Origin of the sequence: Pseudoflavonifractor intestinihominis (assembly GCF_040096055.1) — a bacterium.
GTDB classification, from domain to species: Bacteria; Bacillota; Clostridia; order Oscillospirales; family Oscillospiraceae; genus Pseudoflavonifractor; species Pseudoflavonifractor intestinihominis.
In genome coordinates this window covers 111,821-127,781 of record NZ_JBBMFK010000007.1, presented here as the reverse complement: position 1 = coordinate 127,781, position 15,961 = coordinate 111,821, and the positions used below count along the sequence as shown (strand labels likewise).

Annotated in this window: 17 protein-coding genes and 2 riboswitches; all 17 genes read right to left on the bottom strand. The window is 68.0% G+C overall.

The features are described 5' to 3' along the window. Positions 1–11 precede the first annotated feature (11 nt). A riboswitch (cobalamin riboswitch) is annotated at positions 12–200 on the bottom strand. The 17 genes from WMO64_RS06120 to cbiD all read right to left on the bottom strand — a co-directional run bounded on the left by WMO64_RS06120 (position 185) and on the right by cbiD (position 15,651). After that, positions 185–976 carry a sirohydrochlorin cobaltochelatase gene (locus tag WMO64_RS06120; protein ID WP_349231375.1) on the bottom strand — a complete coding sequence of 264 codons (792 nt, stop codon included), beginning with the start codon at positions 974–976 and terminating at the stop codon, positions 185–187. (Overlaps the previous riboswitch by 16 nt.) A gap of 11 nt (positions 977–987) precedes the next feature. Continuing rightward, positions 988–1,638, bottom strand: coding sequence for a precorrin-8X methylmutase (locus WMO64_RS06115; RefSeq protein ID WP_435412054.1), 651 nt, complete (start codon positions 1,636–1,638; stop codon positions 988–990). Further along, a complete protein-coding gene (locus WMO64_RS06110; protein ID WP_349231373.1) occupies positions 1,635–3,137 on the bottom strand; it encodes a cobyric acid synthase in 1,503 nt (500 codons plus the stop codon). Before WMO64_RS06110 ends, WMO64_RS06115 begins: the two co-directional genes overlap by 4 nt. Positions 3,138–3,161: 24 nt before the next feature. Then, a complete protein-coding gene (gene cobD, locus WMO64_RS06105; protein WP_349231372.1) occupies positions 3,162–4,208 on the bottom strand; it encodes a threonine-phosphate decarboxylase CobD in 1,047 nt (348 codons plus the stop codon). Positions 4,209–4,242: 34 nt separating this feature from the next. Further along, complete coding sequence (gene cbiB, locus WMO64_RS06100; RefSeq protein WP_349231371.1) at positions 4,243–5,217, bottom strand: adenosylcobinamide-phosphate synthase CbiB; 975 nt, start codon at positions 5,215–5,217, stop codon at positions 4,243–4,245. Beyond that, positions 5,214–5,795, bottom strand: coding sequence for a histidine phosphatase family protein (locus tag WMO64_RS06095; RefSeq protein WP_349231370.1), 582 nt, complete (start codon positions 5,793–5,795; stop codon positions 5,214–5,216). Before WMO64_RS06095 ends, cbiB begins: the two co-directional genes overlap by 4 nt. After that, entirely contained in the window at positions 5,786–6,166 is a 381-nt protein-coding gene (locus WMO64_RS06090; protein ID WP_294517656.1) for a bifunctional adenosylcobinamide kinase/adenosylcobinamide-phosphate guanylyltransferase, read from the bottom strand. Before WMO64_RS06090 ends, WMO64_RS06095 begins: the two co-directional genes overlap by 10 nt. Continuing rightward, entirely contained in the window at positions 6,163–6,933 is a 771-nt protein-coding gene (locus WMO64_RS06085) for an adenosylcobinamide-GDP ribazoletransferase (RefSeq protein WP_294517654.1), read from the bottom strand. The genes WMO64_RS06090 and WMO64_RS06085 overlap by 4 nt, the downstream gene beginning before the upstream one ends. Continuing rightward, positions 6,930–7,448 carry a bifunctional adenosylcobinamide kinase/adenosylcobinamide-phosphate guanylyltransferase gene (locus WMO64_RS06080; RefSeq protein WP_294517650.1) on the bottom strand — a complete coding sequence of 173 codons (519 nt, stop codon included), beginning with the start codon at positions 7,446–7,448 and terminating at the stop codon, positions 6,930–6,932. Before WMO64_RS06080 ends, WMO64_RS06085 begins: the two co-directional genes overlap by 4 nt. A 16-nt stretch (positions 7,449–7,464) precedes the next feature. Then, positions 7,465–8,526, bottom strand: coding sequence for a nicotinate-nucleotide--dimethylbenzimidazole phosphoribosyltransferase (gene cobT, locus WMO64_RS06075; RefSeq protein WP_349231369.1), 1,062 nt, complete (start codon positions 8,524–8,526; stop codon positions 7,465–7,467). Continuing rightward, complete coding sequence (locus WMO64_RS06070) at positions 8,523–9,899, bottom strand: cobyrinic acid a,c-diamide synthase CobB (protein ID WP_349231368.1); 1,377 nt, start codon at positions 9,897–9,899, stop codon at positions 8,523–8,525. The genes cobT and WMO64_RS06070 overlap by 4 nt, the downstream gene beginning before the upstream one ends. Then, positions 9,896–11,110: a precorrin-6y C5,15-methyltransferase (decarboxylating) subunit CbiE gene (cbiE, locus tag WMO64_RS06065; RefSeq protein WP_349231367.1), complete on the bottom strand. Its 1,215-nt coding sequence runs from the start codon at positions 11,108–11,110 to the stop codon at positions 9,896–9,898. Before cbiE ends, WMO64_RS06070 begins: the two co-directional genes overlap by 4 nt. Before the next feature lie 26 nt (positions 11,111–11,136). Next, positions 11,137–11,883, bottom strand: a complete 747-nt coding sequence (cobK, locus tag WMO64_RS06060) for a precorrin-6A reductase (RefSeq protein WP_349231366.1) — start codon at positions 11,881–11,883, stop codon at positions 11,137–11,139. A 27-nt stretch (positions 11,884–11,910) separates the two neighbouring features. Continuing rightward, positions 11,911–12,654: a precorrin-3B C(17)-methyltransferase gene (cobJ, locus tag WMO64_RS06055; protein WP_294517639.1), complete on the bottom strand. Its 744-nt coding sequence runs from the start codon at positions 12,652–12,654 to the stop codon at positions 11,911–11,913. 42 nt (positions 12,655–12,696) lie between these two features. Further along, positions 12,697–13,725 (bottom strand): cobalt-precorrin 5A hydrolase, encoded by a 1,029-nt coding sequence (locus WMO64_RS06050; RefSeq protein ID WP_349231365.1) that lies wholly within the window; start codon positions 13,723–13,725, stop codon positions 12,697–12,699. Continuing rightward, positions 13,722–14,480, bottom strand: a complete 759-nt coding sequence (cobM, locus tag WMO64_RS06045; protein WP_349231364.1) for a precorrin-4 C(11)-methyltransferase — start codon at positions 14,478–14,480, stop codon at positions 13,722–13,724. Before cobM ends, WMO64_RS06050 begins: the two co-directional genes overlap by 4 nt. 22 nt (positions 14,481–14,502) lie before the next feature. Further along, a complete protein-coding gene (gene cbiD / locus WMO64_RS06040) occupies positions 14,503–15,651 on the bottom strand; it encodes a cobalt-precorrin-5B (C(1))-methyltransferase CbiD (protein ID WP_349231363.1) in 1,149 nt (382 codons plus the stop codon). An 87-nt stretch (positions 15,652–15,738) separates the two neighbouring features. Next, positions 15,739–15,919, bottom strand: a riboswitch (cobalamin riboswitch). Positions 15,920–15,961: the final 42 nt, after the last annotated feature.

Sequence of the window (15,961 nt, the reverse complement as noted above, 5' to 3'; positions counted from 1 at the left end):
TCCGTAGGTGGGTGATTTGGGGCCGGCCAGGTTTTCCGGCTTGAGCCTCTCTGCCTCCGGACGCCTTCCCGGGCGCACCCAGTGACGTTCTGTCCGGCGGCTCCTCTCTTACGGCAGCGGGACTGCGCGGGATTCTCACCCGACTTCCCTCTTCCGGCCCACGCTTCCATCTATATGAACGGAATCACTCCCGATTGTCTGCCGCCTGTCGGGCGTGTTCGGCAAACAGCCGCTGGATGCCGGGGAACTCCCCCAGACCCCGCAGGTCACATTCCACCTGATAGCCCGCGCCCTCCAGGGCGCTCTTCCAGGAGTCGGGTTCCTCACCGGCCAGGTCGTTGCGGGCGTGGTCGCCCGCCACCACCATCAGGGGGTGCAGCTGGGCTTTCTTCACCTCGGGCCGTTCGGAGAGCCGCCGCAGCACCTGCTCCAGGCCGGGATAGCCCTCCACCGTGCCGATGACGATATCCTTCCGGCCCATGTCGTGGAAGAGGTACTCCAGCTGGGTGTAGGACGGGTTCACATAGTGCTCGGTGCCGTGGCCCATGAACACCTGGGCGGTGTCCGGCTGCTGCTCGGGCAGCTGCTCCAGAATGGCCTCAGCCACCGCCTCATAGTCCTCTATGGAGGTGAGCAGGGGCACACCCACGGTCAGCCCGGCAAATTTGTCCCGGAACGGGGCCGCCTGGGCCATGAGCTTGTCGTACTCCGCGCCGTTGATGACGTGGGTGGGCTGGATGACCACGTCGGTCACTCCCTCGTTCAGCAGCTGCTCCAGAGCCTGGGCGGGGCTGGGGATGACGATGCCGTCCCGCTCCTTCAGTTTACGGCAGATCATGCCGCTGGTAAAGGCCCGGAGGAACATCCGGTCGGGAAACACGGCGGCCAGCTCCTGCTCAATGGCCCCGATGGTCCGCTCCAGGGTGTCGTGGTAGCTGGTGCCGAAGGAGACGGCCAGAATGGCTTTCTTGTCCATGGATGTCCTCCTCACTCCCGGGCGTTGCCGGAGGCCTGGTAGAGAATGGCGTTGCAGATGGCGGCGGCCACGTTGCTGCCGCCCTTCCGGCCCCGGGCCACGATGTGGGGCGTATCCATGGTGAGCATCAGCTCCTTGGACTCCACCACGTTCACAAAGCCCACAGGCACGCCGATGACCAGAGCGGGGCTCACCTTGCCCTCGTCAATGAGCTGGCACAGCCGCACCAGGGCGGTGGGGGCGTTGCCGATGGCGAACACCAGGGGCCCCTCCAGCGCAGCCGCCCGCTCCATGGACACGGTGGCACGGGTCTCCCCCCTGGCCTTGGCCTCGGCGGCCACCTCCGGGTCGGACATGAAGCACACCGCCCTGCCGCCGAATTTCTCCAGCACCCGCTTGTTCACACCGGACCAGGCCATCTGGGTGTCGGTGACGATGGTACAGCCGTTTTTGACGGTCTCAATGCCCTTGGCCACCGCGCCGGGGGAAAAGACCAGGTTGTCGGCGTAGTCAAAGTCGGCGCTGGTGTGGATGACCCGCTTCACCACCGGCAGCACCTCCGGCGGAAAGGACCGCTCCCCCAGCTCAGAGGTGATGATCTCCATGCTCCGCTTCTCGATCTCCGCGGGGGCTACCCGCTGCAGCTCCACCTTCATGCTCATTCCTCCCTGTTCAGGATGCGGTAGATCCGCTCCATATCCAATGCAGCCCGCACCCCGTCGGCCAGGGCGTCATACTGCTGTTCCTTGTATACCTTCCAGTCCACCGCGGCGGCGGATTCCTCCAGCCCCCGGCGGCGGCGCAGGCAGTTGACCAGGGCTGCGGCGCACTCCGCCCGGTCAAACACGCCGTGAATGTAGCAGCCCCACACGTTTCCCGCCGCCGCGCCGTCGGCGTGGGCCTCTCCGTCCAGGGTGCGGAAGGAGAGGATGTTGGCGCTCCCGTCCAGATGGGTGGTGCGGCCCATGTGGATCTCGTAGCCCTCAAAGGGCACCTCCGCCATGGCGGCGAAGTCCCCGCCCATGGCGTCAAACTGGCCGCTGACCCGGGTGCGGGTCTTTTCGCCAAAGAACACCGTCTCGGTGGGCAGCAGGCCCAGACCGGCCAGGCTGCCGCCCCCCTCCACCCCGTCGGGGTCGGAGATGCTGCGGCCCAGCATCTGGTAGCCGCCGCAGATGCCCACCACGCACCCGCCGGCGGCGGCGTGCTTCAGGATGGCGCTCTCCAGCCCGCTCTGGCGCAGCCAGCGCAGGTCCCCCATGGTGTTCTTGGTGCCGGGGAGAATAATCAAATCCGGACTGCCCAGCTCCCGGGGGGAGGACACGTACCGGAGGGTGACCTCCTCCAGGCGCTCCAGCGGGTTGAAGTCGGTGAAGTTGGACAGGCGGGGCAGGCGGATCACCGCGATGTCGATAAGGCCCACCTTTTTCCCCGGCTCCAGCCGCTGAGAGAGGGAGTCCTCGTCGTCCACGTCCACCTTCAGCATGGGCACCACGCCCAGTACCGGCTTGCCCGCCAGGTCCTCCAGCTGCTTCAGACCGGGGCGGAGGATCTCCACGTCACCACGGAACTTATTGATGACAAAGCCCTTGATCCGTTCCTGCTCATCCGGCTCCAGCAGCGCCACCGTGCCGTACAGGGAGGCGAACACGCCGCCCCGGTCGATGTCTCCCACCAGCAGCACCGGCGCGTCGGCCAGCTTGGCCATGCCCATGTTGACGAAGTCGTCCTGCCGCAGGTTGATCTCCGCCGGGCTGCCCGCCCCCTCGATGACGATGATGTCGTACGCGTCGGCCAGGGACTGATAGGCCGCCATGACCTCTGGAATCAGGTTTTTCTTATACTGGTAGTATTCCGACGCCCGCATAGTACCCCGAGGAATCCCGTTGACGATAACCTGGGAGCCGGTATCGTTGGTGGGCTTGAGGAGCACCGGGTTCATCCGCACCGACGGGGCCACCCCCGCCGCCTCGGCCTGGACCACCTGGGCCCGGCCCATCTCCAGCCCCTCCTCGGTGATGAAGGAGTTGAGGGCCATGTTCTGGGCCTTGAAGGGGGCCACCCGGTAGCCGTCCTGCCGGAACACCCGGCACAGCCCCGCCGCCAGCAGGCTCTTGCCCGCGTTGGAGGCGGTGCCCTGAATCATAATCGCCTTTGCCATTCCAGTCGTATCCTCCCTGTACCGTCAGTTTTCCACCAGGACTGCCCGGAGTGTGGAAATCAGCTGTTCGTTCTCCTCGGGCAGGCGCACCGCCGCCCGGTAGTAGTCGGGGCCCAGGCCGTCGTAGTTGGCGCAGGAGCGGAGGAGGATGCCCCGCGCCGCCATGCGCTCCTTCAGGTCGCACTGTCCCGGGGCCCGGAAGAGCAGGTAGTTGGCCTGACCGGGCCACACCTCCAGCCCCAGCGCATCCAGGGCCACAAAGAGCTTTTCCCGGGCCGGGCCGATGACCGCCCTGGCCTGCTCCGGCCAGCCGGGCTGCTCCAGGGCCGCCAGACCCGCCGCCTGGGCGGGCACCGACACTGCCCAGGCCGGGGCGCAGGCCTCCATCTGGTCCAGCAGCGCCCGGTCGGCGGTGAGGCAGTACCCCAGCCGCAGGCCGGGGATGGCGTAGCTCTTGGTGAAGGCCCGCAGGAGAAAGAGGGTGGGAAACGCCTCCAGCCGTCCGGCCAGCCCCTGGGCGCCATCTGTCAGCTCCAGGAAGCACTCGTCCACCACCAGCCGGACCCCCATCTCCCCGCACCGCCCGGCAATGGCCTCCAGCAGCTGCGCGGGGATGGTCCGCCCGGTGGGGTTGTTGGGGGTGCAGAGGAAGAGCATGTCCAAGTCGTGGTCAATGCGGCGGAGGATGTCCTCCGTCAGATCAAAGCCGTCCTCTCTCCGCAGTCGGTAGGAGACAACCTCCGCCCCGGCGGCCCGGAGGGCCTGGCCGTATTCGGAGAAGGTGGGGGCGGTGACCATGGCCCGGCGGGGCTTCTCCGCCCACACCAGGCGGAAGATCAGGTCGGCCGCGCCCGCGCCGCAGAGCACCTGCTCCGGCTTCACGCCGTCCCGGGCGGCAATGCCGGCGGTGAGTTTCCGGCAGGCCGGGTCGGGGTAGTGGATGGCGTCGGTGATGGCCGCCTCCGCCGCCTGCTTGACCTGGGGCGGCATGCCCAGGGGATTGAGATTGGCGGAGAAGTCCAGCACCGGCGCGGGACAGCTCCAGATATCGCCGCCGTGGGTGTACTGCATGGCGGTCGCTCCCTCCTCTGCTTTGAGATCGCCTTTACAGCGCCAGGCTCACCAGCAGCGGCACGCCGCAGCACAGCACCAGCGCGAGAAAGGCAGTGGCATACATGAGCCGGTTCACCCGGACAATGTCCAGAGGCTCCACCGGGTGGTCGGGGTCGCCGATGGTGGGCTTCTCCACCAGCTTGCCGAAGTAGTAGTTGGACCCGCCCAGCTGGATGTGGAGGGCGCCGGCAGCGGCGGCCTCGGTGTGGGCGGAGTTGGGGGATTTGTGGTTTTTCCGATCCCGGCGGAAGATCCGCAGGGCGTTGGGGCCGTCAAAGCCGGAGAACCCCGCCCCCAGGCACATGAGCAGCCCCGCCAGCCGGGCGGGGATGAAGTTCACCACGTCGTCCAGCTTGGCGGCGCAGCGGCCGAACCAAAGATATTGGTCGTTCTTGTAGCCCACCATGGAGTCCATGGTGTTCACCGCCTTGTAGACCATGCCCAGGGGCGCGCCGCCGATGGCCAGGAAGATCAGGGGCGCGATGACGCCGTCGGAGGCGTTCTCCGCCACGGTCTCCACCGCCGCCCGGGCCACGCCCGCCTCGTCCAGGCGCTGGGTGTCCCGGCCCACGATCATGGACACCGCGTAGCGGGCGCCCTCCAGGTCTCCGGCCTTCAGGGCCTTGTATACCTTCATGCTCTCCCCCTTGAGGGAGCGGGTGGCCAGCAGCTGGAAGCAGAGGATGGTCTCCGCCAGGAACCGGAGCCACAGCCCCACCTTCCCGCACAGCCACAGCACCAGCAGGGTAAAGCCGCCGGAGAACACCAGCACCAAAATCACCAGGACCACGCCGCCGAAGCGCTCTCCGCCCTGATTTTTGGGAAAAATCTTGCGGAGTACCTTCTCCAGTCCGGCGATAAGGGCGCCGATGGCCCGGATGGGGTGGGGGAGCCAGTGGGGGTCCCCCAGCAGCAGGTCCAGGAAAAAGCCCAGCAGCAGGGCAGACAGACGCAGGGTCACGGTCATAGCTTGGCCCTCCCCACGGCGGCAAAGACCCGCAGGGCCAGGGGGTCGGTCTCCAGCTGAGCCCGGTAGCCGCTGCAATTGGGCAGCATCCAGTCGTAGTAGGACCGCTCCGGCAGGCCGAACTGGGAGAGCATGCTCATAAAGATGCCCCCGTGGGCCACCACGCCCGCCGTCTGATACCCCTTGGCGGCCACGTCGGCGGCGATCTCCCGGAGGGCCTGCGCTGCCCGCCGGTTGCAGTTCTCAATGGGCTCGCCGATCTCCAGCTCCCCGTTGAGCCACCGCTGGTACACCGGGTCCCCGTCCAGCTCGGCGTGGCACTTGCCCTCGTAGGGGCCGAAGTCGGTCTCCTTCAGGTCGTCCACCACGGTCTGCTCCACGCCGGGCCACAGGATATCCGCCGTCTGGCGGCAGCGGAGCAGGGGGCTGCGGTAGATGTGCTCCACCGGCGGCAGGGTGGGGGCCACCTCACGGGCCAGCGCCTCCCCCTCCGGGGCCAGAGGCTGGTCCAGCCGCCCCACAAAGCGGTGCTCCAGATTGCCCGGCGTGATGCCGTGGCGCACCAGAATCAGTTCCATACCGAGTCCCCCTTCAATGTCATGGGAATGCCGCAGAACATCCGCTCCACGGCGTCCGCCCGCCGGGCCAGGGCGCAGCAGAGACGGCCCACCGCCTCCCGCCAGGCCCGCTCCTCCCGGGCGATGGGCACCACGCCGCAGCCCACCTCGTCGCAGAGAATCACAACGCCGGGGTTGACCGCCAGCAGTTCTTCCAGCGCGGAGAGGTGGTCCGCCGCCGGGTTGGCCTTCACCCAGGCCTCCAGGTGGTACAGGATGGCCTTGTCCGCCGCCTGGGCCGGGTCAAGGGCCACGGCGGCGGGGTCCGCCCCCGTCTTTTTCAGCGCGTAGTCCAGCTTTCCCTGGCCCGCACCGCCGATGATCAGCCTCACAACAGCACCTCCACCCGCTGGGCCAGGGCCGCCCCCAGCACCATGGCGCACTCGCATATCTGGAGGAAAAAGCCCTCCAGGTCGCCGGTGATGCCGCCGAACTGCCGGTTGGACATCACATCGTAGTAGATAAAGCTGATGGCAGCCGCCGCCACCGCACCGCCGCCGGCCCAGTGGTCCAGCACCACCATGGCCATACCGGACAGGCACATCCACGCCACCAGTATGCCGTGGGCCTTCTGCCGGTCCATGGGCGCGGTGAAGGTGGCCAGCAGGCCGCTGCCCCGGGCGTTGGGCATGGTGACCGCCGCAATGCCGGACAGGCTGCGGGACAGCACCGGCATCAGGGCCAGAACGCCCATGGTCTCAAAAGATACCGTCTCCACCTGGCACCAGGCGGCGAAGAAGAGAATCAGATACACCCCGCAGCAGAACACGGCAAAGGCGCCGGTGTGGGAGTCCTTGAGGATCTCCAGCTTCTTCTCCCGAGTCTGGTGGGAGCCCAGGGCGTCGGCGGTGTCACAGAAGCCGTCCACATGGATGCCGCCGCTGACGGCGATGGGGATGAGCAGGGCCACTGCCGCCCGCAGAGGGGTCCCCAAACCCAGTATCCCGGCCAGCCACAGCCAGAAAAACAGCAGCGCCCCCGCCGCCACGCCCACTGCCGGGAACCAGCACAGGGCCCAGGACAGGCTCTTCTTGTCCCACTCCACCCGCTTGGCGGGCAGCTTGGAGTACATGGCCAGGGCGATCCAAAAGCTTCTCATTCCCCTTCCCCCTTCCAGCGCACCGGGATGCCGCACACAACCTCGTACACCCGATCCGCCATCTCCGCCGCCGCCCGGTTGAGCCGGGCCAGGCAGGAGAGATAGTCCGCCGTCTCCTTGTCATATTGGATGCCGTCGGAGAACAGCTCGTTGGCCACCACCACCGTCAGGGCGGTGCGGTCCTTCAATCTGCTCAGTCCGGCCAGCACCCGCGTCTCCGCGCCGGAGCGGTCTCCGCCGAACCACTCGTTGGCCGCCAGATTGGTCAGGTCCTCCAGCAGCAGGGCGCACCCGGCGGGCACATCAGCCCCTTCCAGGTTCGCCGGACACTCCAACGTGGCAAAGCCCTTGCCCGCCCGCATGGCCCGGTGCCGGTCCACCCGGGCCTGGCCCTCGGCGTCCCACACCTGCATGGTGGCCACGTATATCTTTGTTTCCAGACCGGAGGAGACGATCAGGTCCTCGGCAAAGGCCGACTTCCCGCTGCCGCTCCCGCCGGAGACCAGAATCAGCATATGGTTTCCTCTTCTCTCAGGTCAGGGGCTGGTACGCCTCGATCTGTTCGTCGGCAAAGGTGGTCATGCCGTCGTACACCGCCAGGGCCATGTCCAGCAGGGGCATGACCGCCGCCGCGCCGGTGCCCTCGCCCAGGCACATGTTGGCGTAGAGGAAGGGCTTCAGGCCCAGTTCCTCCAGCACCATGCGCCCGGCGGGCTCGTTGGATGCGTGGCTGCCCAGCATGTAGTCCACCGCGGTGGGACACAGCCGGGCGGCGGTGAGGGCCGCTGCGGAGGAGATGAAGCCGTCCACCAGCACGGGGATGTGGCAGGCCGCGCCCCCCAGGAACACGCCGCACAGCCCGGCCAGATCCAGTCCGCCCACCTTGCTCAGCACGTCGATGGGGTCAGTGGGCGTTGGGTGGTTGAGCTGGATGGCGGTCTCAATGGCCCTGATCTTCCGCCCCAGGCCCTCGCTGGATAGACCCGCACCCCGGCCCGTCACCTGCTCGGGGGGGCAGTTCAGGAACACGGAGACCAGCGCGCTGGAGGTGGTGGTGTTGCCGATGCCCATCTCGCCGGTGCCGATGAGGCCGTAGCCCTTGTCCTTCAGCTCCCGCACCAGCTTTATGCCGGTCTCCACCGCTTTGACCGCCTCTTCCCGGGTCATGGCCGGGCCCTGGGTCATGTCGGCGGTGCCCCGGCGGATATTGTACTGGCGGATGCGCTCCCCCACCACCGGACGGGCCACGCCGATGTCCACGGGGATGACCTCCGCCCCGGCGGCGGCCGCCATGTGGCAAACGCTGGTGTCGCCGCTGGACATGTTCTCGGTGACGATGGCGGTCACCTCCTGGCCGGTCTGGGTTACCCCCTGGGCCACCACGCCGTTGTCAGCGCACATGGCGATGACGGCCCGCTTGCCCAGCTTCACGGCGGGCGTACCGGTCATACCGGCGATGCGGACCACCGCCTCCTCCAGCAGGCCCAGGCTGCGCAGGGGCTTGGCGATGGAATCCCAGCGCTGCCAGGCGGCGTCCATGGCCGCCTGATCGGCAGGGACAATGGCTGCAAGTGTCTCCTCCAGAATGCTCATACACGCTCCTCCTGATATCTGGCGCATGCCGACACGAAGCGGCGGGCCGCCTCGAGGCAGGCGCGGAAATGAAAATGGGGAAATCCGGCGTATAGGGTGGGTGTGTGCCAGGCGCAGTCCCAGCTCCGGCTGCTGCCGGGCTTCTGGGCGTGGAGATCCGCGCCCGGCCGCTCACTATCCCAGTAGTGGAACTCGTGGGCGGGGAAGCCCTCCCCCGCCCGGCAGAGCAGGCCGTCCTTCTGAGCCGTCAGGGTCACATATCCAAAGCGGCCCAGCTTTCCGGTGTTGCGGGCCGACCAGGAGAACACCCCGACCAGCGGCTGGTCCACGCCCTCGCTGTCCTGCAAGTGCTCATGTAGATAGAGGAATCCGCCGCACTCGGCCACGGTGGGCATACCGCCCGCCACGGCGGAGCGGATCGCCTCCAGCATCTCGGTATTTCGGGCCAGCTCTCCGGCAAAAATCTCCGGGTAGCCGCCCCCAAGGTAGAGGCCGGAGCTGCCCTCGGGCAGCTTCTTGTCCTCCAGGGGGGAGAAGGGTACCAGCTCCGCCCCCAGCCGCTCCAGGGCGTCCAGTCCGTCGGCGTAGTAGAAGCAGAAGGCCTTGTCCTTCGCCACCGCGATGCGGGGTCTGCCGGGCACCGGGGGCGGAAGAGGCGCCGCCTCAAACTCCAGCGCGGGGGCGGACTTGGCCAAAGCCAGCAGGCCGTCCAGATCCACCGTCTCCTCGGCCTGGGCGGCCAGGGCGGACAGCTTCCCCCTCAGGTTGGCCACCTCTGCTGCGGTGACCAGGCCCAGGTGGCGGCTCTCCAGGGCACAGTCCTTCCGTTCTGGGAGAAAGCCATATGCCTTTACACCTGTTTCCCCCTGGATGGCGTCCCGCAGCCGTGGGTAGAGCATGGGGGAGATCCGGTTGAGGATCACCCCGGCGATACCGCTGTCGGCTCGGAAGTCCCTGATACCCTTCACCGCCGCCGCTGCCGACAGCCCCATGCCCCGGCCGTCCAGCACCAGCACGGCGGGGGTCACGGTGGCCTGAGCCAGGTGGTAGGCGCTGGCCTGTGTACCCATGGCCACGCCGTCGTAGTACCCCATGACCCCCTCAATGACCGACACGCCGCAGTCCCGGCCGTTCTCCCACAGGAGCTGGCGTGCCAAGTTCTCCCCGCAGAAGAACAGGTCCAGGTTGCGGCTCTTGGCCCCGATGATCTCACTGTGGAACATGGGGTCGATGTAGTCCGGGCCGCACTTGAAGGACGCGGGGGCCAGCCCCCGGTCCACCAGGGCCTGGAGGATGGCGCAGGTGACGGTGGTCTTGCCGCCGCCGCTTGCCGGGGCGCAGAGCAGGAGCCTAGGCAGCGCCCCGCCGCTCATCCCTGTCCCTCCCCGGAAATGAGCCACACCGGGTTCTGGGCGTTCATCATGTGGTAGGGGCCCACGGTCCTGGCCTTGCTGACGGAGATCTGGGTGATCTCCACATTGGCCAGGCCCATGCCCTCAAAGCACCGCATGGCCTCCCCCAGAGTCTCCAGAGTGATGGCGGCGGCCACCACCCGGGCGGCGGGGTTCTTGCGGAACACGATGCCCAGGATCTCTCCCAGGCTGCCCGAGGTGCCGCCCAGGAACACCCGGTCGGGGATGGGCAGTCCCTCCAGGGCCCCGGGGGCCTCTCCGGCCACCAGGTGGAGGTTGGACACGCCGAATTTGGCTTTGTTCTTGGACAGGAGCTCCAGGGCCTCCTGCTTTTTCTCAATGGCAAACACGTCGCCGTCCGGGATGGACCGGGCGCATTCCACTGACACCGAGCCGGTGCCCGCGCCCACGTCCCACACCTTCTGTCCCGGCTCCAGGCGGAGCTTGACCAGGGCCAGGGCCCGAACCTCCTCCTTGGTCATGGGCACGTCCCCGCGGATAAAGTCCTCGTCGGTGAGGGTGGGGATGTAGGCCCTGCCCCGCTCGGGGCTGGGGTTGACCGCCAGCATCACGGCCAGGGGGTCGAACTCGTCCTCGGCCAGCTCCTGGGCGGTGCCGTAGGTAACCCGCTCGTCCTCATAGGACAGCCGCTCCCCCACCCACACCTTTACCTGGCCCAGGCCACGGTCCCGCAGGCGGGCGCACAGCTCCGCCGGGCCGTTGTCCCCGCCGGTGAGGAAGAAGGTCTTGGCATTGCGGCTCACCTCGGCGGCCGCGTCGCAGCTGCGGCCATGGGCGCTGACCAGGTGGACGTCCTGCCAGGCGGTGTGGATGCGGGCGCAGAAGTACACCAGGCTGCTGATGCCGGGGATGGCGATGACCTCCCGCTCCTCCTCCAGGAGGGGGTAGAGGTTCTTGGCCCCGCTGTAAAAGCCCACATCGCCGGACAGCAGCACGCCTACGGTACAGCGGTTATCCTGGCTGAGGATACAGTCGGCGATGTCCTGGGCGGGGATGATGGCCTCCGTCTCCTTCCCCTTGTCCCGCCAGGGCTCCAGCAGACGGGGCGCACCGATGAGCAGGTCGCAGGTGTCAATGGCGTCGGCGGCGTCGGCAGTCAGGGTCCCACTGTCCCCCATGCCTACGCCGATCAGATAAACCGGGCTTTTCATGGTCGTTTCTCTCCTTTATCTCTCCATCAAAATGCCCGGGTCAGAAATGCCTTCATCTCTTCCAGGCTCAATCCGGTCTCCCGGCAGGGGCGGTCGATGACCAGCAGGGCCGCTCCCACGTCCCGGGCGGCGGCGGCCTTATCCCAGAAGCCGCCCGTCCCTCCACTGGCCTTGGTGACCATCACCCTGATGTTCAGCTGCTCCGCCATGGCGGCGTTGAGGGCCCGGGAAAAGGGCCCCTGCATGCAGATGATATGGGCCGGGGGAAACCCCAGTTCCAGGCACCGGTTCAGCGAATCGGGGCTGGGCAGCACCCGGGGAAATACCCGCTCCCGCAGGCCCGTCACAGCGTAGCAGTCCAGCTCCTTGCTGCCGGTGGTGAGGAGGATGTTGCCCTCCATGCCCAGCAGCATCCCGGCTGCGGAGGGTGCGTCGGGTGCGTGGAGCCAGCCCTCGTCCTCCGGCGGACCCTCCCGCAGCAGGCGGAGATAGGGCACCTCCGCCTCCCCGGCCGCCGCCCTCAGATTGGCGCTGACCTGTGGGGCGTAGGGGTGGGTGGCGTCCACCGCGTAGTCAAAGGTGCCCGCCGCCAGCAGGGCGGCCATGCCCGCCTGATCCAGCCGTCCGGTGTGGACCGTGACGCCCGCTCCCTCCGGGGCCAGGGCGCCGCCGTACTCGGTGGCCGCGCAGTAGGTCACCCGCTGTCCCGCCTCTGCCAGCCATTCAGCCAGCTGGCGGCCCTCGGTGGTGCCGCCGAAGAGCAGAATTTCCACGCTTTTTCCTCCTTATGCCCGAGCTGCTTACGCCTCCCGGGAGCCCACGCCCCGGTAGCCACGGGGTGTGACCATCTTGCCGTTCAGGTTCATGGTGGCGCTGCTGCCCACAAACACAGTGGTGAACATGTCCACCTTCTCGTCTCTCAGCTCCGCCAGGGTCAGGAGCTTGCACTCCTCGCCCTCACGGCCGATGTTGCGCACCCAGCCGCACACCGTGCCGGGGTCCTTCACCTTCAGCAGGATGTCGCAGGCCCGGCGCAGGTGGTCGGGACGGCTGTGGCTCATGGGGTTGTAGATACACAGGACAAAGTCCGCCTCAGCGGCGCAGGTGAGCCGCTTCTCGATGAGCTCCCAGGGGGTGAGCAGGTCAGACAGGGACACCACTGCAAAGTCGTGGGTCAGAGGCGCACCCAGCACGGCGGCGCCGCCGCAGGCGGCGGTGATGCCGGGCACCACCTCAATGTCCACCGGCGGATAGTCCTGGGCCACCTCATAGATGAGCCCCGCCATGCCGTACACGCCCGAGTCGCCGGAGCACACCATGGCCACGTCGTGGCCCTCCACGGCGGCCTCCACCGCCGCCCGGCACCGGTCCACTTCCTTGCGCATGCCGGTGGAGCGGTACTCCTTGTCGGGGAACTCGTCCTTGATCAGGGCCACATAGGCGGTGTAGCCCACCACCAGGTCGCAGGCGGCCAGGGCCTCTCTGGCCCGGCCGGTCAGGTCGGCGCCCGCGCCGGGGCCCAGACCGATTACGGTCACTTTCATCCAAAAACCTCCATACGCGCCCTGAGGCGCGGTATTTTCTTCTTATTCAAAGGTCACCCGCAGAGGCAGCAGGGCCGCCGCCACGGTGACGCCATCGGCCGCCCGTTTGCGGATGACCAGCTGTCCGCCGTCCAGCACGGCGGCCCGCTCACACACGTTGTCCACTCCGGTGACTCCCTTCACGAAGTCGGAAGGAGTGAACTCCCCCTCCGCCCGGAGCAGTTCCTCCGCGCTGTAACAGTTCAGAGCCCAGCCCCGGTGGTCGCAGAAGGCAATCAATCCGGCCTCGTCCTTCTTCAGGTCGATGGTGCCCACTCCGGCCACCGCTTTTGTGGAAAGCCCGTGTTCTGCCAGGGCCGCGTCCACGGCGGCGGCGATGGTCTCCTCGGCTGTGCCCCTACGGCAGCCGATGCCCAGCCGGAGCGCCCGGGGCACCAGCCGCAGGCCGGTCTCAAAGGGCAGCGGTGCGGTCTTTACGGTGACGGAAAAGCCGATGTTCGCCCCTCCCGCCGTCACGCCCTTGGGCAGGGCGCCGTCCACCGGGAAATCGCTTACAAAGCCCGCAGCTTCCCCGTCCAGCAGGGCGGCTGAGACCGCCTTGGCGGCCGTTCTGTCCTCAATGGCGAAGCCCTGCCGGGCGGCCCACTGGTCCACGGCGAAGAGGCCGTTGACGTCGGTGGCGGTGGAGACCGCCGCCTGTCCGCCGGTGAGGGCGGCGATGCGCCGGGCCAGGTCGTTGGCGCCCCCCACGTGGCCGGACAGGAGGGGCACCACCCAGCGCCCCGCCTCGTCCACCGCCGCCACGGCGGGGTCGGTGAGCTTATCCCTCACGTGGGGCGCGATGGCCCGGACAGCGATGCCGCAGGCCCCCACAAAGATCAGGCCGTCCGCCCGGGCAAACTCCCGGGCCGTCCAGTCCGCCAGGCTGTCCATGGCGGGCAGGTCCAGCGCCGGGGCCAGTCGGGCGGGGACGGACAGGGAGCAATCCTCCCCCTCCGCCGCCAGGGCCGCCGCCAGCCGCTTCCCCAGCGCCGCCCCACGGGCGGTGAAGGCGGCCATGGCCAGCTTCATCCCTCGGTCCCCTTCCGGCAGCCGTGGGTGAAGGTGGGGTCGTAGAGCTTGGAGCGCTCGTACTCGGTGCCCAGGAAGCCGCCCACGGTGATGAGGGCGGTCTTGGTGACGTGGTTGTCCCTGGCGGTCTGGGCCAGGGTGGATACGGTGCAGCGGTACACCCTCTGGTCGGGCCAGGTGGCCTTGTACACAATGGCCGCCGGGGTGTCGGGGGCATAGCCGCCCTTCATCAACTCCTTCTCCACATCCTCCAGCAGGCCGGTGGACAGGAAGAGCACCATGGTGCAGCCGTGGGAGGCCATCTTGGCCAAAGCCTCGCCCTCGGGTACGGGCGTGCGGCCCGCCATGCGGGTGATGATAACGGACTGCGATACATCTGGCAGAGTATACTCCGCGTTGAGGGCCGCGGCGGCGCCGGAGAAGGAGGACACGCCGGGGGTCACGTCGTAGGACACGCCCATCTTGTCCAGCTCATCCATCTGCTCCCGGATGGCGCCGTAGAGGGAGGGGTCGCCGGTGTGGAGCCGGACGGTGGTCTTGCCCTCCCGCTCGGCCTGCTCCATGACGGCGAGCACTTCCTCCAGGGTCATGGACGCGCTGTCGTACACGGCGCAGCCCTCCTTGCGGCCCTCCAGCAGGGCCGGGTTCACCAGGGAACCGGCATAGATGATCACGTCGGCCTCAGCCAGCAGCCGGGCGCCCCGCAGGGTGATGAGATCAGGTGCGCCGGGACCGGCGCCGATAAAGTGTACCATATCAGTGAGCCTCCGTTTTTTGTTATCTATCATGTTCCGCCCGGTGGCGCGCCAGCAGCCGCGCCGCACCGGGGGTCTGTCCCAAAATGCCAAACCGGTTGGAGAAGAAGAGAGCCTCGATCTCCATGTCCGCCCCCGCCCGGGCCTTGAGCCGCCTGTCCAGAGCTGCCGACAGGGAGGCCATCACGTCCTCCTTCAGGCCGGCCGCCTCCAGCAGCGCCACCCCACCGTCGGTGGTGGGGGCGTCAAAGACCCGCTCCACCAGGGCCCGGTCCCCGCCGCACAGGGCGGTGTGGGCGGCCATGGTCTCTCCCCGGCCGTCGGCGGTGCGGGAATGGGTGTTCATGATGCCCGCCGCCACCTTCACCAGTTTGCCCAGGTGGCCCACCAGCAGCAGGGACCGGAACCCCAGCCCCCGGGCGTGGTCGATGGCCTCGCCCACGTAGTTGCTGCACAGGGCCCATCGGTCCAGGCTCAGCCCCAGCACGTCCCGGGCAAAGTCCTCACCGTAGTTGCCGGGGGTGACCAGCACGTCCTCCGCCCCGCCGGAGCGCACCAGGTCCAGCTCCAGGTGGACCGAGCGGATGAGGGCCTCCTCGCTCATGGGCCGGACGATGCCGCTGGTGCCCAGGATGGAGATGCCCCCCTGGATGCCCAGCCGGGGGTTGAAGGTGCCGCCAGCCAGCCGCTGGCCCTCGGGTGCGGAGATGATGACCCGCACTCCGCCGGTCCCGCCCCACTCCTTCAGCACATCCTCGGCCTGCTCCCGGATCATCCGCCGGGGTGTGGAGTTGATGGCCGCCGCGCCCACAGGCTGGTCCAGGCCGGGCCTGGTCACCCGGCCCACGCCCTCGCCGCCGTCGATCTCCACGCCGGGCGCGTCCGTCCGCTCCACCCGGGCGCAGATCAGGGTGCCGTCGGTGATATCCGGATCGTCGCCCCCGTCCTTGCGCACGGCGCAGGACGCCCAGTCCGGCCCGGCGGAGAGCTCCAGCAGCTCGGCCTCCACCGGGATGCCCGCCGGGGTGTCCAGCCGGACGGCGCTCAGCCGCCGCCCCAGGAGCAGCAGCTCCGCCGCGCCCCGGACCGCCGCAGCCGCGCAGGTGCCGGTGGTATAGCCGCAGCGCAGCTTTTTGTCCCCCACATCGATATAGTGTTCCAGCTTTGCCATAGCGCCTCCCGGTCTGGCAACAAAGAAACGGGCCCTTTCCAATGGAAAGGGCCCGCGTTTTACGTATGCCAGTACCCTCCACCTCAGAGTACGTACCGAACTGCGGCAGGTCTCCTGGCTTGCGCTTCACCCTCCAGCGTCCCTTCTCGGCTATGCCAATGGACTGACGCTCTCGTCCGCGCTTACAGTAGAGGTAAGACTGCGCCGGAGTTTCACCGGTCTTCCCTGTTAGGCGGCTTTATGCCGCACCGCATCCGCACTGTTCTATTCAACTCGCTCCAAAATCCGCCCGATCAGGCAGACTAAGGCG